We start from the raw sequence: 24,934 nt of genomic DNA on the forward strand, positions 1-24,934 counted from the left end.
AAGGCCGGCATGCGGAAGCCCCCTGCACCAGGGTTAGTACGTACATTCCGCAGCCACCACAAATTTGTGGGTGGGATACTGATTCGCTTGGGTGGACTCCCGCGCCAGCGTCATTGCCGATGGCCGGAGCAGCCCGCTTCCGGAGTCGAATCTCATGCAGAACCCCCCCTATTCCTCCGCGCCGGTGGTGCCGCTGCCGTGGTATCGGCATCTTTACGTCCAGGTGGTGGTCGCCATCGTCATCGGCATCCTGCTGGGCCACTTCGAGCCGAAGTTCGCCGTGCAGTTGCAGCCGCTGGGCGACGCCTTCATCAAGCTGGTGAAGATGATCATCGCGCCAGTGATCTTCCTGACGATCGTGACCGGCATCGCCAGCATGACGCAGTTGAGCAAGGTCGGCCGCGTCTTCGGCAAGGCGATGGTGTACTTCCTGTTCTTCTCCACGCTGGCGCTGGTTGTCGGCCTGGTGGTGGCCAACGTCGTGCAGCCGGGCGCCGGCATGAACGTCAACGTGGCGGACCTGGACCAGAAGGAAGTGCACCGCTACGTCGAGAAGACGCATGACCTGACCCTGGTCGGCTTCCTGATGGACGTGATCCCGAAGTCGCTGATCGGCGCGCTGGCGGACGGCAACATCCTGCAGACGCTGTTCGTCGCGGTGCTGTTCGGCATCTCGCTGGCGCTGGTGGGTGATCGCGGCAAGCCGGTGCTGACCTTCTTCGAGTCGCTGACCGCGCCGGTGTTCCGCATGGTCCACATCCTGATGAAGGCCGCGCCCATCGGCGCGCTGGGGGCGATGGCGTTCACCATCGGCAAGTACGGGTTGGCCTCGCTGGTCAACCTGGGCATGCTGGTGGGCAGCTTCTACCTGACCTCGCTGCTGTTCGTGCTGGTGATCCTGGGCATCGTCGCCCGGCTGTGCGGCTTCTCGATCATCCGGCTGATCCGCTACCTGAAGGCGGAACTGCTGCTGGTGCTGGGCACGTCCTCGTCGGAATCGGCGCTGCCGTCGCTGATGGAGAAGATGGAGAAGGCGGGCTGCGAGAAAACGGTCGTCGGCCTCGTGGTGCCGACGGGGTACTCGTTCAACCTGGACGGGACCAACATCTACATGACGCTGGCGGCGCTGTTCATCGCGCAGGCAACCAACACCGAGCTCACCCTGACCCACCAGATCACGCTGCTGCTGGTGGCGATGCTGAGCTCCAAGGGCGCGGCGGGCGTGACCGGCGCGGGCTTCATCACGCTGGCGGCGACACTGTCGGTGGTGCCCGAGGTGCCGGTGGCCGGCATGGCCCTGATCCTGGGCGTCGACCGCTTCATGTCGGAGTGCCGCTCGCTGACCAACTTCGTCGGCAACGCGGTCGCGACCATCGTCGTCTCGAAGTGGGAAAACGCGCTGGACCATGACGCGCTGGACCTGGCGCTGTCGGGGAAGACGGTGGATCCGGAGGATCTGCCGGTGCGGGTGGCGGGCGACGCTGAGCGGGCGTGATCAGCGGTCAAGCGGGGAGCCTGATTCGCGGTTTGTTTGCACGCCTTCTGCGGATGGCGTCGTCGAGTTCCAGCTCGGCTTCTTTCAGCTCTTCGTCTGACAACGCTGCGACGTCAGCCTCGTTGGGGAGGAACCAGCCCATCACGCAGCTCGGCTCCCTCAACGCGATCTGCACGTGGGTGTCACGTCTGAACTCCGTCCCCTCCACGAGCAAGTCGCCCTGATAGAACGCCGCTCGAACCGCTTGGTAGGGCGGTAGTCCCCGCTGCTCCCTCAGCTCGTGGATCAGATTGAGCACGGCACAGTCCAGCGATCGAAGCAGCATGGTGCGATCCGCCAAGTGCGCGGGCCGATTGAATGGCATCGGACGCACTTGCGTTGCTCGCAGATCCCTCAGGCTGTCGAAGGCTGTCAAGTAGGTCTGCAGGCCACGCCTCGTGGTCAGGTCCAACCATCTGGACACACAGAGCACGGCGCCCACCACCGCAGGTCTCACGATCGGTTGTGCGGCGTACAGCGCAGTAGGCTTGTCCCGTGCGGCGATCGCGAAGTCCATCGCCCGTCGCCAATCGTTCTGAAAAAAGTACACGCCGCTGCCCAGCCAGTCATAGTGATTCTTCGAAGGTCGAAGTGCCCGGAGACTTCCTTTGACAAGCTTGTCGCGCACGGTGATGTCACAGCCGTGATAGGCGATCACCAAAGATCCGTCGGTCATCTGTACGGCTTCCTCAAGTTCCCCTTGGGCGTGTAGATGCCTGCTTTCACGGCAGCCTCAAAGGCCTCTTGAGGACTGATGGGGCCGCCCAGATCATCTGGGTAGGGCGTCACCGTGCCGCATTTCCACGCCCAACTCGGCTCGGTCGACAGGGGCGCTGCACCGCTCGCTCCAACGTGGCGGTCGGCTGGCGGCGCGAGCCGTTGAGAAGTCTTCTTCGCCATGAAATCACTCACCCCATCAACAACGATGGCCCCATGATTCCAGCCCGCGTCGTCGAACCCAATGACCCGTTCCAGTAGGGCTGCATGCAGCTTCCACCTGGACGTGTGGCGGCGCTCCGCGACTCGCGTCGTGGTCCATTGAATCCGCCCTCGCGCCTGCCGAATGCGCGTCTCAATGCAAAGAGGGCGCCCGCGGCGCCCTCTTTGCATCGTTCGGAGTCGTTCCGACTCGCCCGGTCGATCAGAACTTCGAGAAGTCCGGCTGCCGCTTCTGGAAGAAGGCCTGGAAGGCCTCGACGGCCTCGGGGCTGCGCAGCCGGGCGCCGAAGATCTCGGCTTCCGTCTTGATCGTCTCCAGCAGCTCGTCCTGCGTCGCGCGGCGCATCAGCTTCTTGCTCTCGCGCACGGCGCTGGGCGCCAGCTTGTTGAAGCGCTCCGCGGTGCGGCGCGCCTGGGCCACCACCTCGGCGGCCGGCAGCACGGCATTGGCCAGGCCGCATTCCACCGCCTGCTCGCCGGTGAACGGATCACCCAGCAGCAGCTTCTCGGCGGCGCGGCGCTGGCCCATCAGACGCGGCACGATCAGGCTGGAGCCGAACTCCGGCACCAGCCCCAGGCTCACGAACGGCATCGCCAGGCGGGCGTCGTCGGCCACGTAGACGAAGTCGCAGTGCAGCAGCATCGTCGTGCCGATGCCGATCGCCGCGCCGTTCACCGCCGCCACGATGGGCTTGTCGCAGCCGATCATCGCGCGCATGAACTGGAACACCGGCGCGTCCTCGTCCCGCGGCGGGCTGCCCATGAAGTCCTCAATGTCGTTGCCCGACGTGAAGATCGAGGGCTGGCCCTGGATCAACACCGCGCGCACCGCGTTGTCGGCGTTGGCGGCCACCAGCGTGTCGGCCATCTCCTGGTACATCGCGCGGGTCAGCGCGTTCTTCTTTTCCGGACGTGCGATCTCGAGGGTCTGCACGCCGTTGACGATGGCGGTCTTGATGCTCATGGAGTTGTCTCCTCGGTAAAACTGGGTCGAATGCGTCTGACGCAACTGGGGCGTCCGGGGCGTCAGATGCGAATGGCCGCGATCATGCCAGCCAGTTGCTCACCTGCGGCCACAGGCTGCGCTGGAAACGGTCGCGGAAGAAACCGAAATGGCCGATGCGGCGCTCGCCGATGTCCTTGGGCGCGATGCGGCGCATCTCCGGCCGCGCGCCGGCGTAGAAGCCGTGCAGCGATTCGGTGTTGCGACGGGACATGAACTCGTCGTCGGTGAACGCCAGCGACAGCATCGGCGCCGTCAATCCCGCGTACTGCGCGCGCAGCGCGTCACCGCCCTCGCCCATCATGTACTCGCGGTCCAGGCACCAGCGTCGCCATTGCGCCATCACGCCGCGCGGCAGGTCGCCGACCTTGCGCAGTTTGCGGCCCGGGAAGTAGCCGAACACCGGCAGCGCCAGCGGGACCACGACATACCAGAGCCACCAGACATAGCGCCGCAGCCCGGCCGAGTTCTCGCGCCAATAGCCGCTGCCGCAACCGATCGTCACGGCGCGGGACACACGCGCGCGGTTGGGAAGCATGCCCAGGATCTGGCCGCCGAGGCTGTGGCCCAGCCAATGGATCTCGCGCCGGTCGCCCAGCAGGCGGTCCAGATGCGCCAGCGCCGCGGCGGCGTCGCGCTCGGCCCAGGTGTGGATGTCGGCGTCCAGGCCGCGCAGCGAGCGCTTCAACGCGGCCGGCCGGGACGCGCCCATGCCGCGGTAGTCGAAGCTCAACACCAGCCAGCCCTGACTGGCCATCCAGTCGGCGAAGGCGGCGTAGTAGCGCTGCTCGACACCCATCGCCGGCGCGATCAGCAAGCCGGCCTTCGCGGTCGCGGGGTCTCCGTGGAGATGGCCCTGGAGCTCGAATCCGTCTTCCGCTCGGAAACTGATCATCACGATCTCCTGGTGACCGGCATCGCCACTTGCGGTTGGCGTGGGGTCATTGACCCCGGCAAGTCCCGTGGACTACCCGGACCCACTGCGGCCAGCCCAGCGCCTTCCGGCCCCGGCGAGTCCCATGGACTGCCAGGACCGTACTTCGGAGCGTCGTGCTTGTTACAAGCGCTCGATGATGCCCGCGGCGCCTTGGCCGGCGCCGACGCACATCGTCACCATGCCGTACTTGGCGCCGGTGCGGCGCAGGCCGTGGATCACCGAGGCGGCACGGATCGCGCCGGTGGCGCCCAGCGGGTGGCCCAGGGCGATCGCGCCGCCGTTGGGGTTCACCTTGCTGCGGTCCAGCACGATGCCCTTGCTGTCCAGGTCGTTCAGCACGGCCAGCGATTGCGCGGCGAAGGCCTCGTTCAGCTCGATCCAGCCCAGGTCCTCGGCCTTGATGCCGGCCAGGCGCAGCGCGGCGGGGATGGCCTCGATCGGGCCGATGCCCATGATCTCGGGCGGCACGCCGCGCACGGCGAAGGAGACGAAACGCGCCAGCGGCGTCAGGCCGAAACGCTTCACCGCGGCTTCCGAGGCCACGATCAGCGCACCCGCGCCGTCCGAGGTCTGCGAGCTGTTGCCGGCCGTGACGCTGCCCTTGGCGGCGAACACCGGCTTGAGCTTGGCCAGGCCTTCCATCGACGTGTCCTTGCGCGGACCTTCGTCGGTGTCGACGGTGCGGCTCTTGACGATCACGCCGTCGCCGTTCAGGTCGGGCTGGCGGTCCTTGATCTCGAAGGGCGTGATCTCGTCCTTGAAGTGGCCGGCCTCGATGGCGGCGAGCGCGCGACGGTGCGATTCGAGCGAGAACTCGTCCTGCGCCTGGCGGCTCACCTTCCACTGGTCGGCCACCTTCTCGGCGGTCAGGCCCATGCCGTAGGCCAGGCCGATGTTCTCGTCACGCTCGAAGATCGCGGGCGGGAACGACGGCTTGTTGCCGCCCATCGGCACCATGGACATCGACTCGACGCCGCCGGCGATCATGACCTCGGACTCGCCGACGCGGATGCGGTCCGCCGCCATCGCCAGGGCGGTGATGCCGGAGGCGCAGTAGCGATTCACCGTCACGCCGCCGACCGTGTTCGGCAGTCCCGACAGCACCGCGGCCACGCGGGCGATGTTCATGCCCTGCTCGCCCTCGGGGAAGGAGCAGCCGATGATGGCGTCCTCGATCACCGACGGGTCCAGGCCCGGCACCTGGGCCATCGCGGCCTGGATCACGCGGGACAGCATCTCGTCCGGCCGGGTGTTCTTGAAGTAGCCCCGGCCCGACTTGCCGATCGGCAGACGGGTGGCGGCACAGATGTAGGCGTCTTGAACTTGCTTGCTCATTTCTGATCCTTTCAACGATCAGCGGAAATCTTGAATTCGAGGCAGCGATGTCTCGGGGCGTAGCGAGCGGAGGCCAGGCCAGGCGGTCGAAGCGCAGGAACCGGAACGTACTTCCTGTACGTGAGGATTCCGGGCAGTCGACCAACGACGCATGGCGTTCGCGCAGTAGCCCCCGCTCTCAGTTGCGGACCGGTTTGCCGGTCTGCAGCATGCCCATGATTCGCTCTTGAGTCTTGGGGTGCTCGAGCAGCGAGCAGAAGTGCTTGCGCTCCAGCGACATCAGGTACTCCTCGGTCACCAGCGAGCCGGCTTCCACTTCGCCGCCGCAGACCACGTCGGCGATCAGCGAGGCCAGGTGGAAGTCGTGGGCGCTGATGAAGCCGCCGTCACGCATGTTGGCCAGTTGCGCCTTCACGGTCGCGATGCCGGAGCGGCCCGCCACCTGGAACCTGGCCTTCAGCGGCGCGCGGTAGCCGGAGTCCGCCATCGCCTTGGCCTGCGCCGTGGCGATGAACAGCAGTTCGTCCTTGTTGGGGACGATCACGTCGCTGTCCAGCAGGTAGCCCAGCTTCTGCGCTTCCAGCGCGGAGGTCGCCACCTTGGCCATCGCGGCGTTGGTGAAGCCGTCCTTCAGGAAGGCGAAGATGTCCGCGTTCGCGTTGCCGGCCGAGGCCATCTCCGCCGCGCGACGCGCGATGTAGGTCAGGCCGCCGCCGCCCGGGATCAGGCCGACGCCCACTTCCACCAGGCCGACGTAGGACTCCATGTGCGCGACGCGACGGGCGCAGTGCACCGCCAGCTCGCAGCCGCCGCCCAGCGCCAGGCCGCGCATCGCGGCGACGACCGGCACGTTGGCATAGCGGATGCGCAGCATCATGTCCTGCAGCTTCTTCTCTTCCGGCGCGATGCCCTTGGCGCCCTTGGTCATGAAGACCGGCATCAGCGCCTCCAGGTTGGCGCCGGCGGAGAACACGTCGTCCGGCGACCAGATCACCAGGCCCTTGTACTTGGCCTCGGCGATCTCGACGGCCGTCAGCAGGCCCTCGGTCACCGTCGGGCTGATCAGGTGCAGCTTGGCGTTGATCGAGGCGATCAGCACCTCGCCGTCCAGCGACCAGACGCGCACTTCCTCGTTCTTGAACTCCTCAGTGCCGGCCTTCAGCGGCTCGACGGCGCCTTCGCCGACCAGCGCCTCGGGGAAGGCCTGGCGCTCGTACACCGGCAGCTTGGCGCGCGGCTTGAACTTGCCCTCGGCGGCGCTCCAGGAACCGTCCTTCGAATGCACGCCGCCGTTCTCGGCCACCGGGCCTTCGAACACCCAGGCGGGCAGCGGCGCCGACGACAGCGTCTTGCCGGCGTCGATGTCGGCCTTGACCCACTCGGCGACCTGCTTCCAGCCCGCCGCCTGCCACAGCTCGAACGGACCTTGCTGCGAGCCGAAGCCCCAGCGCATCGCGAAGTCGATCTCGCGCGCGGTGTCGGCGACGGTGTCCAGGTGCACGGCCACGTACTGGAACGAGTCGCGCAGGATGGACCACAGGAACTGCGCCTGCGGGTTGGTCGATTCGCGCAGCAGCTTGATGCGGTCGGCGGCCGGCTTCTTCAGCATGCGCGCGACGATCTCCTCGGCCTTGCCGCCGCCGGCGACGTATTCACCGGTGGCGAAGTCCAGCCGCTGGATGTCCTTGCCGACCTTCTTGTAGAAGCCGGCGCCGGCCTTCTGGCCCAGCGCGCCCTTCTCGATCAGGCCCGCCAGCACCTTGGGCGTGGCGTAGGTCGAATAGAACGGGTCGTCCTTCAGGTTGTCCTGCATCGTCTTGACGACGTGCGCCATCGTGTCCAGGCCCACCACGTCCGCGGTGCGGAAGGTGCCCGACGAGGCGCGACCCAGCTTCTTGCCGGTCAGGTCGTCGACGACGTCGACGGACAGGCCGAACTTCTCGGCCTCGATCATCGTGGCCATCATGCCGGCGATGCCGACGCGGTTGGCGACGAAGTTGGGCGTGTCGTTGGCGCGCACGACGCCCTTGCCGACGGCCGAGGTCACGAAGCTTTCCAGCTGGTCGATGACTTCCGGGTTGGTGGTCGGCGTGTTGATCAGCTCGACGAGGTACATGTACCGCGGCGGGTTGAAGAAGTGGATGCCGCAGAAGCGCGGCTTGATCGATTCCGGCAGGACTTCGGACAGCTTCGTGATCGACAGGCCCGAGGTGTTGGACGCCACGATCGCGTGCGGCGCGACGAACGGCGCGATCTTCGTGTACAGGTCCAGCTTCCAGTCCATGCGCTCGGCGATGGCCTCGATGATCAGGTCGCAGTCCTTGAGCAGCTCCAGGTGCTCCTCGTAGTTGGCCTGCTGGATCAGCGCGGCGTTCTCCGCCACGCCCAGCGGCGCCGGCTTGAGCTTCTTCAGGCCCTCGACGGCCTTGGTCACGATGCCGTTCTTGGGACCTTCCTTCGCGGGCAGGTCGAACAGCACGACCGGCACCTTCACGTTGACCAGATGGGCGGCGATCTGCGCGCCCATCACGCCGGCGCCGAGCACGGCGACCTTGCGAACTTGGAATCGACTCATGGTTTCTCCAATGAACATCTTGGGAATGCAGGGATTGCGGCGATGACGCGACGCGGCGTCACTCCACGCGGATCCACGTCTGTGTACGGCCGAGCAGTGGCATGCCGATGAATCCACGCACCTCGAGCTTCTGGCCGCCGTCGATCGGACGCAGCCGCACGCGGTAGACCTTGCCGTTGCTCGGGTCGAGGATGTCGCCGCCGTCCCAGAGCTCGGTGTCGCCGGTGTTCTTCTTGACGTTGCGGATGATGGTCAGGCCGATGATGGGCTGGCCCTTGCGATCGTCGGCGCACTCGTCGCACTTGGCGCCCTGCTTGGTGGGGTCGGTGATCTTCTCGATCTTGCCGGTCATGACGCCATTGACCTCGCTGATGCGCACGGTGGAGCGCTCCTGCTTGGACTCGTCATCGATCGTCTTCCAGACGCCGACCGGCGACGTGGCGGTCTGCGCCAGCGCCAGGTTGGCGGACAGGCCGAGGCCCAGGGCGACAGCGGTGGCGAACAACGGTTTCATCGTGTCTCTCTCCAATTTTTCTGTACGGCGGAAGGTGGCGATGTTGCGGGGACCGACGGCGCCGCGTCAAACGCGGCCGGCGGATCCCCGCGCGCCATCAGGGGCGTCGGGGGGACGCGGGCGCCCCGCTCGGGGGACGCCCGCGCCGCTGCGGGTCAGAACAGCGCCTCGTCCATTTCCATCAGCGGGTTCAGGCCGGCCCGGGCGGTGCGGATCAGGCTCGCGGTCTCCGGCAGCAGCTTGGCGAAGTAGAAGCGCGCGGTCGCCAGCTTGGCGGTGTAGAACGGATCGCCGCCGTCCTTCTTCTCCAGCGCCAGCTTGGCCATGCGCGCCCACATGTAGGCGAAGCACAGGTGGCCGACGACGCGCAGGTAGTCCACCGCGGCCGCGCCCACTTCGTCGGGGTTCTGGAAGGCCTTCATGCCGATCTCGGTGGTCAGCTTGGTGACCTTGTCGCCGATGTCGGCCAGCGGGTTGATGAACTCCTGCATCGCTTCGCTGGTGCCCTCTTCCTCGACGAACTCGGCGATCTTCTTGCCGAATTTCTTCAGCGTCGCGCCGTTGTTGCCCAGGATCTTGCGGCCCAGCAGGTCCAGCGACTGCACGGTGTTCGTGCCTTCGTAGATCATGTTGATGCGGGCGTCGCGGACGTACTGCTCCATGCCCCACTCGTGGATGTAGCCGTGGCCGCCGAAGACCTGCATGCAGTGCGAGGTGGCGATCCAGCCGTTGTCCGTGATGAAGGCCTTGATGATCGGGGTCAGCAGCGCGACTTCGTCCTCGCAGGCCTTGGCCTCGTCGGCGTCGTCGCTGGACAGCGCCTTGTCCAGCTGCAGCGCCACGTAGGCCGACAGCGCGCGGCCGCCTTCGGCGTAGGCGCGCGCGGTCAGCAGCATCTTGCGCACGTCGGGGTGGACGATGATCGGATCGGCCGGCTTGTCCGGCGCCTTCGGGCCCGACAGCGCACGCATCTGGATGCGGTCCTTGGCGTAGGCGACGGCGTTCTGGTACGCCACCTCGGTCAGGCCCAGCGACTGGTTGCCGACGCCCAGGCGGGCGGCGTTCATCATCACGAACATCGCTTGCAGGCCCTTGTTGGGCTGGCCGACCAGCGTGCCGACGGCGCCGTCCAGCACGATCTGCGCGGTGGCGTTGCCATGGATGCCCATCTTGTGTTCCAGGCCGCCGCAGTAGACCGGGTTGCGCTCGCCGATGGCGCCGTCCGCGCCCACCTTGAACTTGGGCACGATGAAGAGCGAGATGCCCTTGGAGCCTTGCGGCGCGTCCGGCAGGCGGGCCAGCACCAGGTGGATGATGTTCTCGGCCAGGTCGTGCTCGCCGGCGGAGATGAAGATCTTCTGGCCGGTGATCTTGTAGGTGCCGTCGCCCTGCGGCTCGGCCTTGGAACGCAGCAGGCCCAGGTCGGTGCCGCAATGCGGCTCGGTCAGGCACATGGTGCCGGTCCACACGCCCGAGGTCAGCTTGGGCAGGTACAGCGACTTCTGCTCCGGCGTGCCGTGCGCGTGCAGCGCCTCGTAGGCGCCGTGGCTCAGGCCCGGGTACATCGTCCAGGCCTGGTTGGCCGAGTTCATCATCTCGTACATGCACTGGTTGAGCAGGATCGGCAGCCCCTGGCCACCGTACTCGGGGTCGCAGGACAGCGCGGGCCAGCCGCCTTCGACGTACTGCGCGTAGGCTTCCTTGAAGCCCTTGGGCGCCTTGACCTCGTGCGTGGTCTTGTCCAGCGTGCAACCCTCGGCGTCGCCCGACAGGTTGATCGGCGCGATCACCTCGGCGGCGAACTTGCCGCCCTCTTCCAGCACGGCGTTGATGGTGTCCTCATCGACCTCGGCATGCGCGGGCAGCAGCTTCAGCTCGTCGACCGCGTGCAGCAGCTCGTGCAGCACGAACTTCATGTCGCGCAGGGGCGGGTTGTACTGAGGCATGAGGAACTCTCCTGACGTTGGTTCTAAGGGTGGGATAGCGGAAACTCGGCCGGCTCAGGCGCGCTTGCGGCCCGCGCCCGGCGCGGCCGCGGCGCTCGGCGCCGACGGAGACTTGGGTTGCCGGGCCTGCGCGTCCGCGGTGCGGCCGGCCGGCGTGGCGAAACTGTCGAGGATGCGTTCCAGCCCCGTGCGGGCACGCGCCAACGCGCCCGGGCTGCGCAGGAAACGCGCGTCGTGATGCAGGGACAGGATCAGCCCGTGCATCTCGAACAGGATCTGGTCCGGGTCCGCGCCCGGCACGAGGTGGCCGCAGTCCTGCGCCAGCAGGATGGCCTTGCGGATCGCGGCGTGCCAGTCGCGCACCATGCCGACCAGCGCCTCGCGCACCGGCCCGGGCCGGTCGTCGAACTCGACCGCGCCGCTGATGTAGATGCAGCCCGAGTCCACCTCCAGCGAGGTGCGGTGCACCCAGCGCTCGAACAGCGCGCGCAGGCGCGGCAGGCCGCGCGGCTGGCGGATCGCGGCGTAGAAGACCTCTTCCTCGAACTTGGCGTGATACTCGCGCACCACCGCGATCTGCAGTTCCTCGCGCGAGCCGAAATGGGCGAACACGCCGGACTTGCTCATCTTCGTCACGTCGGCGAGCGCGCCGATGGACAGCCCCTCCAGCCCCATGTGCGACGCCAGTCCCAGCGCGGCGTCCAGGATGGTGGCGCGGGTCTGCTGGCCCTTCTGCAGCGAACGCGTGCCGCGGCGAGCCGTCGCGGCGGGCTTGGAAGCGATGAAGGGGGAGGAGGTGGACACGGTGCCCGGAATAATAAAACGAACGATCGTTCTATTTTGCAGACTTCCACCCCGGAAACGCAATCCTTGACCACCCTTTTTTAGTGTCCGGGACCTAAAAGTCTCGACGAGTGGCGCGACCCGCTCGTGAATCTAGGGTTTACCCACCCCCTGTTTGTGCTGATTCTGCGCGACTCTGGCGAGCCACCTGCCCAGAGGAGGTCCAGTGACCTTCGGCAACGCCCGCGCGGGAGTCGCGGGCATAGACTGGCAAAAAAGGGAGCCAGAAGAATGCACAAGCCATCGAATGGCGTGATTCGGATTCTGGTGTGTCGGGTTCAATCCCGGCTTTGCGGCCTGCCGCTGCAGGATGTGGAGGAGACGCTGCGTCCGCAGCCGTTGCGTCCGCTCGCGGCGCCGGTCGTGCATGTCCAGGGTCTCGCGCGCATCCGCGGCGATTGGCTGCCGGTCGTCGATCTGGCGGGCCTGCTGGGCCTGGCCGCGGCGCCGGTGCATCGGTACGTGCTGCTGCGCGCGGGCGGCCATCGCGTGGTGCTGGCCGTGGCGGAGGTGCTGGGCGTGCACACGCTCCCCGCCGAGGCGGCGCGCGCCCTCCCCCCTTTGTTGCAGGACCGCTCGCATGCCGCCGTGGCAGCGCTGGCGGAGCGCGACGACGAATTGATCGCGGTGCTGGACCATGCCCGCCTGCTGCCCGACGACTGGCTCGCGGCGTTGTCCGCGGCGCCGGCCGCCGCCGCCGGTGCCCGCGCCGGGGCTGCCTCATGACGCGGCCCGAGCCGCTGGACCCCGCCCAGCTGCCGCGACTTCGCGCGTTGCTCGCCGCGCGGCTGGGGCTGCAGTTCGACGAGCGCCAGGACAGTCGCCTGACGACGGCGCTGGGCCGCGTCGCCGGCCCGATCGGCGCGACGGCGTTGCTGGACCGGATGGAGCTGGCGCCCACGCGCGACCAGCTCGACGCGCTGGCCGGCGAGTTGACCGTCGGCGAGACCTTCTTTTTCCGCCACCCCGAGCAGTTCGACGCGCTGCGCTTCGACCTGCTGCCCGCGCTGACGCAACGCCTGGCCGGGGACGCGGCGCTCGCGTCCACGAAGCCGCGTCGGCTGCGCGTGCTGTCGGCCGGCTGCGCCTCGGGCGAGGAGGCCTACACGCTGGCGATCACGCTGCAGCGCGCCGGCCTGGCGGCGCAGGGCATCGACTGGGACGTGCTGGCCGTGGACCTGAACCCGGCGGTGATCGCACGCGCGCTCGATGCCCGATACGGTGAATGGAGCCTGCGCGCGACGCCGCCGGAGTTGCGCCACCTCTGGTTCCGCCGCGTCGACCGGCCGGCCGGTGACCCGCAGGGCGCGACACCGGACGGCGACGCGTGGAGGCCGCTGCCGTCCATCCGCGAGCGCGTGCGCTTCGAGCCCCGCCACCTCGGCCTGCCCGATCCGCTCTTCTGGGCGCCGGGCAGCTTCGACGTCATCTTTTGCCGCAATGTGTTGATGTACCTGGAGCCGGGCGCGCTGAGCCAGGCGATCCGCAACCTCACCGGCGCGCTGGCGCCGGGCGGCGTGCTGTTCCTGGGCCATGCCGAGACGCTGCGCGGCCACACCGACGCGCTGGCGCTGCGGCAATCGCGCGGCTGCTTTTTCTATCAACGCGACGCCGCCCACGAGGCCCGGCGCGAATGGCCGTTCCCGTGGCCGCCGATGTCGCAGGCGGACGTCGGGCGCGAGCACGCGATGCCGCCCGCGCCGCCGGTCGCCCACCGCGTGGCGTCCATGGCGTCCTCCGCCGCGCCGGACACCGAGCCCGGTGAGCTGGCGCTGCTCGACGAAGCGTTGCTGCTGGTCGAGGCGGGCCAGATCGAGGACGGCCTGCGCGCCTGCTCGCGGCTGATCTCGCCGACGACGCCGGCCGGCTTGCAGGCCGAGGTCTTCTTCCTGCAGGCGCTGGCGATGGAGGAGCGCGGCCAACTACCCGCCGCCGAATGGAATCACCAGCGCGCCGCCGCCAAGGATGCCGGCTTCGCGATGCCGCACCTGCGGCTGGGACTGCTGGCGCGCCGGCGCGGCGAGGTCGTCGCGGCACGGCGCGAACTGCGTCGCGCGCTGGAGCTGCTCGACGGCGAATCGGAGGACCGGCTGCGGCGCTTCGGTGGCGGCTTCGAACGTGACGACCTGCGGCGCCTGTGCCGCGACGAGATCGGGGAGGCCCGCGCATGACCGAGGACATCCGCCGGCAGTTGGGCGAATGGCGAGACAACTTCGACCGCGCCTTCGCCGATCCGCAACGCCACCGCGACGACGACGCCGCGGTCGACGTGCTGGGCATACGGATTGCCGGCGACCCGTTCGCCCTGAACTTGGCCGATCTGGCCGGACTGATGCCCGCCATGACCGCCGCCCCCTATCCCGCCACCGCGCCCGGGCTGCTCGGTCTGATCGGCCATCAGGGCCAGGTGTTGCCCCTGTACGACCTGCAGGCGCTGATGGGCCGCGGCCCGGCGCCGACGACGCGCTGGTGGGTGGTGGCGCGCGCGGCGCCGCTGGCGCTGGCCGTCGAGGACTTCGAGGGCCAGTGGCGGCTCGCCCAGGGCGACCGGCTGCAGCAGAGCGACGCCACCGGCACCGGCTGGGCGGTGCGCTGCGGCGGCGCGCTGCGCCCGTTGATCGAGCTGGACGACGTGATCGCCGGCGTGGCGGGCGACCTGAACGGACATCACGACACGGGCCACGAGGCCGGCCGCGCCGTCACCGGAGCGGCCGCGGCGACCTCGGCGACCGGCGACACGATCACCGACAAGATCGACCATTGATAGGGAGAGCGTTCATGTGGACATTCGGCAGAAAGTTGGCGGTGGGCTTCGCCCTGTCCTTCGCCTTGCTGGTGCTGATCGGGGCCCTGTCCTACCGCGGCGTCGAGATCCTGACGCAGAACAGCTACCAGGTCACCCGCACCCATGCGGCGATGGGCCACATCACCTCGCTGCTCAGCGCGATGAAGGATGCCGAGACCGGCCAGCGCGGCTACATGCTGACCGGCGACGACACCTACCTCGAACCCTATCGCACCGCCCTCGCGGACGTGCCCCGCGTGCTGGCGGAGCTGCGTCCGCTGATCCGGGACAACCCCGCGCAGCAGACCCGCCTCAACCAGGCGGCGATCATGATCGACAACCTGCTGAACATGCACAAGGACCGCATCGACCTGCGCAAGAACAGCGGCGAGGAGGCCGCGACGCGGCAGGTCCGCATGGGCGAGGGCAAGCGCCGCATGGATGAGCTGCGCACCGTCATCGCCCAGATGGAGGACGAGGAAGGCGACCTGCTGAAGCTGCGCGCGCAGGAGGTCGAGCAGGCGGCCTCCGGCGTGCGCAATGCCATCGTGTGGGGCACGGTGGCGGGCGCGCTGCTGGTGCTGGTGGCCGCGCTGACGCTGAGCCGCGCGCTGAGCGGGCAGGTCGGGCTGGCGGTGCGGCACGTGCAGCGCTCGTCGGCCGAGCTGCAGGCCGCCGCCAACCAGCAGGCGGCCGGCGCGCGCGAGACCGCCACGTCGATGACCGAGATCGCCACGACCATCTCCGAGCTGCTCGCCACCTCGCGCCAGATCGCCGACAGCGCGCAGCGCGTCGTCGTCTTCGCCGAGCAGACCGCCAGCTTCGCGCGCGGCGGCGACGGCACGCTGCAGGCGGCGCGCGAGACCATCGCCGCGATGCGGCGCCAGATCGACCTCGTGGTCGACCACATGCTGGACCTGGGCCGCAAGTCGCAGCAGATCGGCGTGGTGCTGGACCTGGTCAGCGAGCTGGCCGAGCAGACCAACATCCTGGCCATCAACGCCACCATCGAGGCGACCGTGGCCGGCGACGCGGGCCGGCGCTTCAGCGTGGTGGCCGACGAGATCCGCAAGCTGGCCGACCGCATGACCGCGTCGACCAAGGAGATCCGCGTCCAGATCGACGACATGCGCGGCGCCGTCAACACCACGGTGATGGCGACGGAGACGGGCTCCAAGGCCGTCGACGCGGGCGCGCGCCAGTTCGACGAGGTGGCCGGCACCTTCGGCCGCATCGCCGGCCTGGTGGTGACGACCACCGAGGCGGCGCGCGAGATCGAGCTCTCCACCAAGCAGCAGGCCACCGCCGTCGAGCAGTTGAACGTGGCGCTGTCCAACACCGCGCAGGCCTCGCGCGAGACCGAGGCCAGCTCCGGCCAGACCTCGCAGACCGCGACCGAGCTGGCGGAAATGTCCCGCGACCTGCTGCGCCTGGTCCAGGCCCAGCCGGCCTGACGGCCCGCGTCGCGCCCACCGCCGCCGAACGCAGGAACGCACGCCGTGGCCAAGGACCCCTACCGCTTCTTCCGCGTCGAGGCGCGCGATCTGCTGCGACAGATGGGCGAGGCCGTGCTCGCCGCGGAACACGCGCCGATGCCGGACCTGCCGGCGCGGCTGCTGAGGCTGGCCCACACGCTCAAGGGCGCGGCCAGCGTGGTGCGGCAGCCCGGCATCGCCGCGAAGGCCCATGAGATCGAGGACCTGCTGACTCCGCTGCGGGACGGTGGCGTCACCCCCGGCCGTTCCGAACTCGACGCGCTGCTGGCGCTGATCGACGCGGCGACCGGCGCGATCGCGGGATTGGACCCGGGAGCGCCGGCGAGTCCGTCGACGTCCGCCGTCGGGACCGGACAGACGCCGCGCGCCGCCGCGCCCGCGGGCAACGACGTCCCATCGACCGACGACGGCGCCAACATGCCGCTGCTGGACATCCCGCAGTTGCTGCCGGAGGAGCTCGACGCGGTGCTGGGCAACATCGCGCAGACGCAGGGCCATCTGGCGCCGGTCGAGCGCGCCGTGGCGCTGGTGCGCGAGCTGCGATCGACGCTGAACGGCGGACAGGAAGCCCTGGCCGGACCGCTGGCGCGCATCGAGGATCAGCTCGAACGCGCCACTCGCCAGATCGGCCGCGAGCTGGTCGCGCTGCGCGACAGCGCCGAGCAACTGCGGCTGCTGCCCGCGTCGCTGCTGTTCGCGCCCTTGCAACGCGCGGCCCGCGACGCCGCGCGCTCGCAGGACAAGCAGGTGCGCTTCAGCGGCGTCGGCGGTGAGGTGAAGCTGGAGGGCGCCGTGCTGAACACGGTGCTGGGCGCGCTGGTGCAGATGGTGCGCAACGCCGTCGCGCATGGCATCGAGCGTCCGGCCGATCGCGCCGCCGCCGGCAAGCCGGCGCAAGGCCGCATCGATCTGGGCGTCGAGCGGCGGGGTCGCGAGGTGCTGTTCAGTTGCACCGACGACGGCGCCGGACTCGACCTCGACGGGGTGCGCCGCACCGCTGTCGCCAAGGGCATCGTCGATGCCGAACGGCTGGACGACGAGGCCCTTGTCGCGCGCCTGCTGCGGGGCGGCCTCAGCACCGCGCCGCGCGTGGACGCGCTGGCCGGGCGCGGCGTCGGCATGGACCTGGTCCGCGACACGGCGGACCGCCTCGGCGGCCGCCTGACGCTGCGCAGCCGGCGCGGCGAGGGCACCACCGTCGAGCTGCGCGTGCCGCTGCAGCTCGCGGCGCTGCGGGCGATCCAGGTCCGCGCCGGCGGGCTGTCGGCGTGGATTCCGCTGGAAGCGGTCGAATGCGTGCTGCAACGTCCGGTGCTGAACGGCCAGCACATCGCCGTCGACGACGAGCTGCTGCCCCACCTGACGCTGACCGACGTGCTGCGGCCCGCGGGTGCCGCCGCGGCACCGGGCGCGCCGCGCTCGGCGCTGATCGTGCGTGGCGGCGGACAGCGCGCCGCGCTCGGCGTGGACGCGCTGGACGGCGTGTCCAGCGTGGTGCTGCGGCCGCCGCCGTCATTGCTGCCGGCCGCCCCGCTGATCGCGGGACTGGCGCTGGACGCGGCGCAGCAACCGGTGCCGGTGCTGTCGCCCGAGGGCCTGGTCGCCGCCGCGCGCGGCGCGCGCCCGCGGCCGGTCGCCGCGGTGCCGCGCACCGAGACCATCCTGGTCATCGACGACTCGCTCACCACCCGCATGCTGGAGCAGAGCATCCTGGAGGCCGCCGGCTACCGCGTCCACATGGCCGCGTCCGCCGAGGACGGCCTGGAGGCGGCGCGCCGCGAGCGTTACGCGCTGATCCTGGTGGACGTGGAGATGCCGGGCATGGACGGCTTCGAATTCGTGACCCGCATCCGCCAGGACGACGCGCTGCGGGACATCTCCGCCGTGCTGGTCACCTCGCGCAACGCGCCCGAGGACCTGGCCCGCGGCAAGAGCGTCGGCGCGGACGGCTACATCGTCAAGGGCGAGTTCGCGCAGAACGAGTTCCTGGCGCAGGTCGCGCGGCTCGTGGCCCGCTCGGTCGGCGGCGCGGGCTCGGCCGCCGAGGATCGGGCGGAGGGAGCGCCGGCATGAGTCCAGGCATGGGCATGGGAGCGGGCATCGGCGGCCTGGGCGGCGCGTCCGACACGGGCGGCGACGGACTCGGGCCCGCCGATCCGAGGGCCGGCAAGCCACTGCGGGTGCTCGTCGTCGAGGACTCGATCACGGTGATGGCGCACATCCGCGAGGTGCTGTCCGCGCAGGCCGACATCGAGATCGTCGGCGAAGCCCACGACGGCGTCCAGGCCGTGGCGCTGTGCCAGCGGCTGCGGCCGGACGTCGTGTCGATGGACATGATGCTGCCCGTCATGGACGGCCAGGCCGCGACCGAGGCCATCATGGCCCACTGCCCGACGCCGATCCTGATCGTGTCCTCGTCGACCAACCGCGGCGAGCTGCTGCGCACCTATGAGGCGCTGGCCGCCGGCGCCGTCGAGGTGCTGGAGAAACCCAGCGGCACCCAGCCCGAGGGCGAGTGGGAGCGCCGCTACCTCACGCTGCTGCGGCTGGTGGCGCGCATCCGCGTGATCACGCATGTGCGCGCCCGCATGCCCGGCCGGCCGTCGGTGCCCGCCGCGACGCCCGTGCCGCCGGCGCGGCGCACGCTGCTGGCGTTGGGCGCGTCCACCGGCGGGCCGGGCGCGCTGATGAAGATCCTGCAGTCGCTGCCGCCGCCGGCGCCGCTGCCGGTGCTCATCGTGATGCACATCAATGCGGTCTTCAGCCGCGGCTTCGCCGAATGGCTGGACGCGCAGACGCCGCACCGCGTGCGCTACGCCCAGGGCGGCGAGGCGCTGCGCGAGCTCGCCGGCCAGGTGATCCTCGCGCCGCCGGATTCGCACCTGGTGCTGCGTGCCGGACAACTGCAGCTCAGCCACGCGCCGCCGCGCCACTCCTGCCGGCCGTCGGTGGACGTGCTGTTCGAGTCATTGGCCGCCGAGCTCGGCGCCGGCGTCGCCGCGGCGCTGTTGACCGGCATGGGCCGCGACGGCGCGCAGGGATTGCTGGCGATCCGGCGCGCGGGCGGCGCGACGCTGGCCCAGGACGAGGCCAGCTCCATGGTCTACGGCATGCCGCGCGAGGCCGCCCAGTTGGGCGCCGCCGACCGCGTCCTGCCGCTGAACGACATCGGCCCCGCCCTCATGGGCCTGAGCGGTACGGCCTGGGGAGGGGCCCGAACATGAATGCAAGAACCTTCATCGTCGAGGATAGTCTGACGGTGCGCATGGACCTGCGCGAAGCGTTGGACGACGCCGGCTTCGACTGCATCGAATGCGCGACGCTGGCGCAGGCCCGCGCGGCGCTCGCGCAGGGCACGCCGTCGCTGGTACTGCTGGACAACCTGCTGCCGGACGGCGACGGCGCCGCCTGGCTGGCCGAGTTGCGCGCCGCGCCCGGAGGCGCCGAGTGCGTGGTGCTGATCCTGTCGAGCGCGTCGCAGGCCAGCGACCGGCTGCGCGGCCTCGCGCACGGCGCCGACGAGTACGTCGGCAAGCCCTACGACCGGCTCTACGTCGTCGACCGTTCGCGCGAGCTGGTGCGCCAGCGCCAGGCGCGCCTGTCGACCGCCTGGCCGCAGCAGGCCAGCGTGCTGCTGATCGACGACAGCGAGACCTTCCGCGAAGCGCTGCGCGATGCGCTCGAACCCAGCGGCTATCTGATCCACACCGCCACGCACGGCGAGGACGGCCTGCGGCAAGCCGCCGCGCTGCGGCCCAACGCGGTGATCGTCGACCAGCACATGCCGGGCCTCGATGGGGCGGCCGTGATCCGCCGCCTGCGCCTGGACCCGGCGCTGCGCCACACGCCCTGCCTGCTGCTGACCGCCGACGAGGGCCCGGAAGCCGAGCTGAGCGCGCTGGAGGCCGGCGCCGACGCCTTCGCGCGCAAGCAGGACGACGTGGACCTGATCCTGGCCCGGGTCGCGGCGATGCTGCGCAGCGCCAAGGCCAGCCTGCCGGAGCACGGCGCCAGCCTGCTCGGCCCGAAGCGGCTGCTGCTGGTCGACGACAGCGCCAACGTGCTGGCCGAACTCGGCGCCACGCTGCGCGACGACGGCTACGACGTCATCGCCGCCAGCCATGGCGAGCAGGCGCTGGAGCTGCTGGCGGTGCAGGCCGTCGACGCCATCCTGCTGGACGTGCAGATGCCCGGCATCGGCGGGCTCGAAACCTGCCGCCGCATCAAGGCGGCGCCAGCGCTGCGCGACATCCCGGTGCTGCTGCTGACGGCCTTCGACGGCCGCGAGGCGATGCTCGCCGGGCTGGAGACCGGCGCCGACGACTACATCGTCAAGGCCAACGGCGAGGTCGAGCTGCTCAAGGCCCGGCTGCGCGCGCAACTGCGCCGCAAGCAGTTCGAGGACGAGGCCCGGCGCATGCACGCCGAGCTGCACAACAGCGCCATGGAGGCCGCCGAGGCGCGCGCCGCCCGCGACCTGGCGGACAGCCGCGCCGAGCTGCTGGCCGCGCTGCAGCAGCGCAACGACGCGCTGGAGCAGCTCAACGCGGAGCTGAGCCGCGCCAGCAGCGCCAAGACCGCGTTCCTGTCGACGATGTCGCATGAGCTGCGCACGCCGCTGAACGCGGTGATCGGCTTCGCGCAGCTGATGCGCGACGGCGCCGCCGGCCCGGTCAGCGAGCGCCAGTCCGAGTTCTGCAACCACATCCACAACGCGGGGCAGCACTTGCTCTCGCTGGTCAACGACCTGCTGGACATGGCCAAGATCGAGGCCGGCCGCGTCGACCTGGACATCGAGCCGGTGGACCTGGACGAACTGCTGCGCGACGCGCTGGCGATCGTGCAGGAGCGCGCCCGGCTCGGCGACATCGAGATGACGTTCTTCGGCGTCGGCGGCGGCCAGCGCCTGTGCGTGGACCGGCGCCGGCTGCGGCAGATCATCTACAACCTGCTGTCCAACGCCGCGAAGTTCACGCCCAAGGGCGGCAACATCCGGCTGGAGGCGCGGCGCGTGCCGCGGGCCCGGGCCCGCGAGGCGCTGCCCGGCTTCGCGACCGGGCGGCGGTCCGACCTGCCCGAGAGCGAGTACGACGAATTCGTCCAGATCAGCATCACCGACAGCGGCATCGGCATTCCGGGCGAGAGCCTGGAGCGGCTGTTCCAGCCCTTCAACCAGATCAAGAACGTGCTGACGCACAAGGTCGAAGGCACCGGCCTGGGCCTGGCGACGGTGGCGCGGCTGGTGCAGTTGCACGGCGGCGCGGTGGCGGTGAGCAGCCAGCCGGACACGGGCAGCTGCTTCACCTGCTGGCTGCCCTGGCGCGAGCCGGTGATGCCCGACGTCGTCCTGCCGGACGAGCAGGGCGAGCGGCCGCTGGCCCTGGTCATCGAGCACAACCCGCAGGCGGCGGCGCTGATGCAGTCGCAGCTCAAGTCGGCGGGCTTTCGCGTCCGGCATGTCGGCTCGTCCGAGGAAGCGCTGCGGCTGGCCCACCAACTGCGGCCCGACCTGATCACGCTGGAGGTCAACCTCCCCGGCCTGGACGGCTGGGAGCTGCTGTCGCGCCTGAAGAACCTGCCGGGCTGGGCGCACATCCCGGTGGTGGTGGTGTCGGTGGACGCGGGGCAGGAGGTGGCGCTGTCGCTGGGCGCGTCGGCGGTGCTGCACAAGCCGGTCAGCCGGCAGGCGCTGACGCAGGAGCTGGAGATGCTCGGCTTCAAGCCGACGGCGACGCGCAAGTTCCTGGTGCTGGCGATCAGCGAGGCGCCGGGCGAGCTGCAGTCGCTCAGCGCGCACCTGTCGCAGCCGGGGTTCTCCGTGCTGCGCGCGACCGGCGGCAAGGAGGGCATCGAGCTGGCGCGGCGCCATGTGCCCGACCTGATCGTGCTGGACCTGCTGATGGCGGAGGTCGACGGCATCGGCGTCGTCGAGGCGCTGCAGCGTGATCCGCTGACGGCGGCGATCCCGGTGATCGTCGTGGCCGCGTCGCAGCTCAGCGTGCGCGACCGCGAGCTGCTCAACCGGCATGTGCAACGCGCCACGGCCCGGCAGGCCGCCGATGCCGCGGCCGGCCCGGCGCCGGTGCTACCCTCGGGCGAGCGCGCCGCGTCCGGTCCGCAGGGGCACTTCATGGACGAGGTCAAGCGCGCGATCAGCCGCACCAGCTGGGGCGATCTCGATCCCCTCGACGATTGATGCCTGACACCGGGAGCCCGATGCCACCGATCCTTGCGAACGCCCCCCTGTTGACCGTGGTCCTGGTCGAGGACTCGCTGACCATTCGTCGCCAACTGCTGCACCGGCTGGACGCGGTCCCCGGGCTGGCCGTCGTCGGCGAGGCCGGCGACGAGGCCACCGCGATCGCGCTGGTCGCGCACCTGCGGCCCGACGCGGTGCTGCTGGATCTGTCGCTGGCGCAGGGCGGCTCCGGTCTCGCGGTGCTCAGGACGCTGCGCCGGCAGGGGTATGCGGGTCAGGTGCACGTGCTCTCGCACCAGACCGAGGCCTACCGGCCGGCGGTCCTCGCGGCCGGCGCGAACGGCTTCTTCGACAAGGCCGAGGAGCTGGACGACATGCTGCGCCAGCTCACCGGCGCCGAGTTGCCCGCGCCCGCGCCGCTCGATCCGCTCGCGCTGCGGGAGCGGCTGGCCCAGACGGTGAGGTTGGCGCTGCGGGACGGCTCGGAGGTGATCGTCCATGCCGTCGTCGGCCCGCCCGCGGAGTTGGCCGCGCTGGCGGCGCAGTTGGCGGTGGTGCTCGAACCGGGCGACCTGATCGGCTGGACCGGCTCGCCCGAGAACGGCTGCCTGTGCGTGGTGCTGGTCGATCCCGACGAGGCCCTGCCGCTGCGCGAGCGCCTGGACGCGCTGGCCCCCGGCTCCCGCCGAGGTCGCGCGTTGCTGCCCGACGATGCGTTGTCCGCGGGCGGCCTGATCGCGCTGGCCGAACTGCGTGCGTTGGGGCTCGCGTCCGCGTGACATTCGCGTGTCGCGTCGACTGATCCGATCGAGCCTGCAACGACAGGCTGTTCGTTCAAAAACCTCGCCGAACGGGCGCCGATCTGCGCCGAACAGGCAAAAAAGCGTGTCTGCGGCACCACCCGCGCAGATCTGGCACTTGAGTTGCCCCTGACGACTGGATTACCCTTTGTCGCTGGAGGTCAATGACCGTGGACGTTCTGCAATTGGACATCTCGGGCCGACCGCAGGCCTGGATCTCGACGAAGGAAGCAGCGGTGCTGTACGCCAGCGACGCTGTCGCATGGACGTTGGGCGAGCCGTGCCATGTGCTGCGCGGGGGCTATCAACGGTTGACGGGGCTGCAATCGCTGATCTCGCTGCATCCCATCATCGCGGTGCGCGGCGCCATTCCGACACGCGCGTGGCGGCAGGCACCGGCGCTATCCAACTTCAAGCTGTTCGCGCGTGACCGCTATGTCTGCGCCTACTGCGGGCATCGCGTCCACATGGAGTTGCTGACGCGGGAGCACATCCAGCCGGTGTCGCGCCGCGGGGTGGACTCGTGGATGAACTGCATCACCGCCTGCCGCGCCTGCAACGGCCGCAAGGGCAACCGCACGCCGGAAGAGGCCAACATGGCGCTGCTTTACCTGCCCTACGTGCCCAGCCTGCACGAGGACATGATCCTGCGCGGCCGGCGCATCCTGGCGGATCAGATGGAGTTCCTCCTGGCCAGCGTGCCCAAGTCGTCGCGCCTGTACGAGTCGTAGGCGGAATCCGCGCCGCCGGCAGTGACGCTGCCGGTGGCCGCGGGACGACGTCGACGACTCCTGTACATTGCCGCCATGGGCCTTTCGCGCCGTCTGTCGGCGGGCGACGCGGTCGGTAAAGAGTTGTTGCGCAGTCAACGGCACGCATTGCGAACTCGTTGGGCTGCCTATCGATGTGGAGACTGAAATGAAGAAGCTGCTGATTGTCACGATGGTGGCGGCCCTGGCCGCCTGCTCGACGACGAGTCCCGACGTGATCCAGCGCGGTGACGCGCAGCGCATGTCGCAGGTGCAGGACGCGACCGTGTTGTCGGTCCGTCCGGTGACGGTGGATGGCAGCCAGAGCGGCGCGGGCGCGCTGACCGGCGCGGTGGTCGGCGGCGTGGCCGGCGGCAGCGTCGGCGGGCATCGCGAAGGCCTGGTGGTCGGCGTGCTGGGCGCGGTGGCCGGCGCGGCGCTGGGCAACGCGGTCGAGCGCGGCGTGACCAAGGAGCAAGCCGTCGAAATCCTGCTGCAACTGCGCAACGGCGAACGCCGCGCGATCGTCCAGGCGCAGGGCAACGAGAACTGGATCTCCGGCGAGCCGGTGATCATCGTTACCACCGGCGGCAAGGCCCGCGTGGTGCGCGCGCCGCAGGCGACGCGGACGAACTGAGTCCACGGACTCGCGGACGACGAAGAGGCCCTCGGGCCTCTTTCTCTTTTCGCGATCCTGTCTCGTCGCGCGAGCGCACGACGCTCACTTCACCCGCTGCTTCTCCAGCTTGCGCGCCAGTGTGCGCCGGTGCATGCCCAGCCGCCGCGCGGTCTCGGAGATGTTGAAGCCCGTCGCCGCCAGCGTCTCGTGGATGTGCTCCCACTCCAGCGTCTTGATCGAGGTCGTCGCGCGGTCCGTGACCTCGACTTCCGCGTCGCCCTGCGCGCGTGAGAACGCGGCCTCGATGTCGTCGGTGTTGGCGGGTTTGGCCAGGTAGTGGCGGGCGCCCAGCTTGATCGCCTCCACCGCCGTGGCGATGCTGGCATAACCGGTCAGCACGACGATCACCATCTCCGCGTCGCGCTCGTGCAGCGTCTGCACGCAGGACAGCCCCGAGCCGCCGCCAGCCAGCTTCAGGTCGACCACGGCGTACTCCGGCGACTCCTCCGGCCCGCGCTCGTCGAGCAGCTTCTGCACCTGCTCCAGGCTGGTCGCGCGCAGCACCTCGTAGCCGCGGCGCTCGAAGGAACGCGTCAGCGTGCGCGCGAACGCATCGTCGTCCTCGACGATCAACAGCAGGCGGTCGGTATCCACGGCAAG

At 69.8% G+C, this 24,934-nt stretch carries 20 protein-coding genes; 11 read left to right on the forward strand and 9 right to left on the reverse strand.

Annotation, left to right across the window (positions count from 1 at the left end):
* The first annotated feature begins 154 nt into the window (after positions 1 to 154).
* Positions 155 to 1,495 (forward strand): dicarboxylate/amino acid:cation symporter, encoded by a 1,341-nt coding sequence (locus CDN99_RS04865; protein ID WP_088383028.1) that lies wholly within the window; start codon positions 155 to 157, stop codon positions 1,493 to 1,495.
* Positions 1,496 to 1,502: 7 nt separating this feature from the next.
* Here the strand turns inward: CDN99_RS04865 and CDN99_RS04870 are convergent, their stop codons facing one another.
* From CDN99_RS04870 to CDN99_RS04905, 8 genes are all read right to left on the reverse strand, one after another.
* Positions 1,503 to 2,210, reverse strand: a complete 708-nt coding sequence (locus CDN99_RS04870; RefSeq protein WP_088383030.1) for a hypothetical protein — start codon at positions 2,208 to 2,210, stop codon at positions 1,503 to 1,505.
* 465 nt (positions 2,211 to 2,675) lie between these two features.
* Positions 2,676 to 3,437: an enoyl-CoA hydratase gene (locus CDN99_RS04875; protein WP_088383032.1), complete on the reverse strand. Its 762-nt coding sequence runs from the start codon at positions 3,435 to 3,437 to the stop codon at positions 2,676 to 2,678.
* Between the two features lie 82 nt (positions 3,438 to 3,519).
* Positions 3,520 to 4,371, reverse strand: a complete 852-nt coding sequence (locus CDN99_RS04880; RefSeq protein ID WP_088383035.1) for an alpha/beta hydrolase family protein — start codon at positions 4,369 to 4,371, stop codon at positions 3,520 to 3,522.
* 162 nt (positions 4,372 to 4,533) lie between these two features.
* Complete coding sequence (locus CDN99_RS04885; protein WP_088383037.1) at positions 4,534 to 5,748, reverse strand: acetyl-CoA C-acyltransferase; 1,215 nt, start codon at positions 5,746 to 5,748, stop codon at positions 4,534 to 4,536.
* 178 nt (positions 5,749 to 5,926) lie between these two features.
* Complete coding sequence (locus CDN99_RS04890) at positions 5,927 to 8,323, reverse strand: 3-hydroxyacyl-CoA dehydrogenase/enoyl-CoA hydratase family protein (protein ID WP_088383039.1); 2,397 nt, start codon at positions 8,321 to 8,323, stop codon at positions 5,927 to 5,929.
* A 58-nt stretch (positions 8,324 to 8,381) separates the two neighbouring features.
* Positions 8,382 to 8,837: a DUF2147 domain-containing protein gene (locus tag CDN99_RS04895; RefSeq protein ID WP_088383041.1), complete on the reverse strand. Its 456-nt coding sequence runs from the start codon at positions 8,835 to 8,837 to the stop codon at positions 8,382 to 8,384.
* 155 nt (positions 8,838 to 8,992) lie between these two features.
* Complete coding sequence (locus tag CDN99_RS04900; RefSeq protein WP_088383043.1) at positions 8,993 to 10,783, reverse strand: acyl-CoA dehydrogenase C-terminal domain-containing protein; 1,791 nt, start codon at positions 10,781 to 10,783, stop codon at positions 8,993 to 8,995.
* Between the two features lie 54 nt (positions 10,784 to 10,837).
* On the reverse strand, positions 10,838 to 11,587 hold the full coding sequence (locus CDN99_RS04905; protein WP_238139357.1) for a TetR/AcrR family transcriptional regulator: 750 nt from the start codon (positions 11,585 to 11,587) through the stop codon (positions 10,838 to 10,840).
* A gap of 270 nt (positions 11,588 to 11,857) precedes the next feature.
* Here CDN99_RS04905 and CDN99_RS04910 point away from each other — a divergent pair, with 270 nt between their 5' ends.
* From CDN99_RS04910 to CDN99_RS04955, 10 genes are all read left to right on the forward strand, one after another.
* Positions 11,858 to 12,352 carry a chemotaxis protein CheW gene (locus tag CDN99_RS04910; protein ID WP_088383045.1) on the forward strand — a complete coding sequence of 165 codons (495 nt, stop codon included), beginning with the start codon at positions 11,858 to 11,860 and terminating at the stop codon, positions 12,350 to 12,352.
* Complete coding sequence (locus CDN99_RS04915) at positions 12,349 to 13,797, forward strand: CheR family methyltransferase (protein ID WP_088383047.1); 1,449 nt, start codon at positions 12,349 to 12,351, stop codon at positions 13,795 to 13,797. Before CDN99_RS04910 ends, CDN99_RS04915 begins: the two co-directional genes overlap by 4 nt.
* Complete coding sequence (locus CDN99_RS04920) at positions 13,794 to 14,390, forward strand: chemotaxis protein CheW (protein ID WP_088383049.1); 597 nt, start codon at positions 13,794 to 13,796, stop codon at positions 14,388 to 14,390. The genes CDN99_RS04915 and CDN99_RS04920 overlap by 4 nt, the downstream gene beginning before the upstream one ends.
* A 14-nt stretch (positions 14,391 to 14,404) precedes the next feature.
* On the forward strand, positions 14,405 to 15,865 hold the full coding sequence (locus CDN99_RS04925; RefSeq protein WP_088383051.1) for a CHASE3 domain-containing protein: 1,461 nt from the start codon (positions 14,405 to 14,407) through the stop codon (positions 15,863 to 15,865).
* Between the two features lie 45 nt (positions 15,866 to 15,910).
* Positions 15,911 to 17,980: a hybrid sensor histidine kinase/response regulator gene (locus CDN99_RS04930; RefSeq protein WP_088383053.1), complete on the forward strand. Its 2,070-nt coding sequence runs from the start codon at positions 15,911 to 15,913 to the stop codon at positions 17,978 to 17,980.
* Complete coding sequence (gene cheB / locus CDN99_RS04935) at positions 17,977 to 19,131, forward strand: chemotaxis-specific protein-glutamate methyltransferase CheB (RefSeq protein ID WP_238139358.1); 1,155 nt, start codon at positions 17,977 to 17,979, stop codon at positions 19,129 to 19,131. The genes CDN99_RS04930 and cheB overlap by 4 nt, the downstream gene beginning before the upstream one ends.
* Positions 19,128 to 22,103: a response regulator gene (locus CDN99_RS04940; RefSeq protein ID WP_088383055.1), complete on the forward strand. Its 2,976-nt coding sequence runs from the start codon at positions 19,128 to 19,130 to the stop codon at positions 22,101 to 22,103. The genes cheB and CDN99_RS04940 overlap by 4 nt, the downstream gene beginning before the upstream one ends.
* 20 nt (positions 22,104 to 22,123) lie before the next feature.
* A complete protein-coding gene (locus tag CDN99_RS04945; protein ID WP_158218758.1) occupies positions 22,124 to 22,885 on the forward strand; it encodes a response regulator in 762 nt (253 codons plus the stop codon).
* Between the two features lie 191 nt (positions 22,886 to 23,076).
* Positions 23,077 to 23,637: an HNH endonuclease gene (locus tag CDN99_RS04950; RefSeq protein ID WP_088383439.1), complete on the forward strand. Its 561-nt coding sequence runs from the start codon at positions 23,077 to 23,079 to the stop codon at positions 23,635 to 23,637.
* 187 nt (positions 23,638 to 23,824) lie between these two features.
* Positions 23,825 to 24,292 carry an outer membrane lipoprotein gene (locus CDN99_RS04955; protein ID WP_088383059.1) on the forward strand — a complete coding sequence of 156 codons (468 nt, stop codon included), beginning with the start codon at positions 23,825 to 23,827 and terminating at the stop codon, positions 24,290 to 24,292.
* A gap of 84 nt (positions 24,293 to 24,376) precedes the next feature.
* Here CDN99_RS04955 and CDN99_RS04960 read toward each other — a convergent pair whose 3' ends face one another.
* Positions 24,377 to 24,928, reverse strand: a complete 552-nt coding sequence (locus tag CDN99_RS04960; RefSeq protein WP_088383441.1) for a response regulator transcription factor — start codon at positions 24,926 to 24,928, stop codon at positions 24,377 to 24,379.
* Between the last annotated feature and the right edge of the window lie 6 nt (positions 24,929 to 24,934).

Source organism: Roseateles aquatilis, from assembly GCF_002205645.1.
Taxonomy (GTDB): Bacteria; Pseudomonadota; Gammaproteobacteria; order Burkholderiales; family Burkholderiaceae_C; genus Roseateles; species Roseateles aquatilis.

Coding starts and splice junctions, on each gene's coding strand:
- CDN99_RS04900 (WP_088383043.1), bottom strand. CDS start 10,783: ATGCCTCAGTACAACCCGCCCCTGCGCGACATGAAGTTCGTGCTGCAC.
- cheB (WP_238139358.1), top strand. CDS start 17,977: ATGAGTCCAGGCATGGGCATGGGAGCGGGCATCGGCGGCCTGGGCGGC.
- CDN99_RS04910 (WP_088383045.1), top strand. CDS start 11,858: ATGCACAAGCCATCGAATGGCGTGATTCGGATTCTGGTGTGTCGGGTT.
- CDN99_RS04890 (WP_088383039.1), bottom strand. CDS start 8,323: ATGAGTCGATTCCAAGTTCGCAAGGTCGCCGTGCTCGGCGCCGGCGTG.
- CDN99_RS04880 (WP_088383035.1), bottom strand. CDS start 4,371: ATGATCAGTTTCCGAGCGGAAGACGGATTCGAGCTCCAGGGCCATCTC.
- CDN99_RS04870 (WP_088383030.1), bottom strand. CDS start 2,210: ATGACCGACGGATCTTTGGTGATCGCCTATCACGGCTGTGACATCACC.
- CDN99_RS04915 (WP_088383047.1), top strand. CDS start 12,349: ATGACGCGGCCCGAGCCGCTGGACCCCGCCCAGCTGCCGCGACTTCGC.
- CDN99_RS04920 (WP_088383049.1), top strand. CDS start 13,794: ATGACCGAGGACATCCGCCGGCAGTTGGGCGAATGGCGAGACAACTTC.
- CDN99_RS04955 (WP_088383059.1), top strand. CDS start 23,825: ATGAAGAAGCTGCTGATTGTCACGATGGTGGCGGCCCTGGCCGCCTGC.
- CDN99_RS04865 (WP_088383028.1), top strand. CDS start 155: ATGCAGAACCCCCCCTATTCCTCCGCGCCGGTGGTGCCGCTGCCGTGG.
- CDN99_RS04945 (WP_158218758.1), top strand. CDS start 22,124: ATGCCACCGATCCTTGCGAACGCCCCCCTGTTGACCGTGGTCCTGGTC.
- CDN99_RS04895 (WP_088383041.1), bottom strand. CDS start 8,837: ATGAAACCGTTGTTCGCCACCGCTGTCGCCCTGGGCCTCGGCCTGTCC.
- CDN99_RS04875 (WP_088383032.1), bottom strand. CDS start 3,437: ATGAGCATCAAGACCGCCATCGTCAACGGCGTGCAGACCCTCGAGATC.
- CDN99_RS04885 (WP_088383037.1), bottom strand. CDS start 5,748: ATGAGCAAGCAAGTTCAAGACGCCTACATCTGTGCCGCCACCCGTCTG.
- CDN99_RS04940 (WP_088383055.1), top strand. CDS start 19,128: ATGAATGCAAGAACCTTCATCGTCGAGGATAGTCTGACGGTGCGCATG.
- CDN99_RS04925 (WP_088383051.1), top strand. CDS start 14,405: ATGTGGACATTCGGCAGAAAGTTGGCGGTGGGCTTCGCCCTGTCCTTC.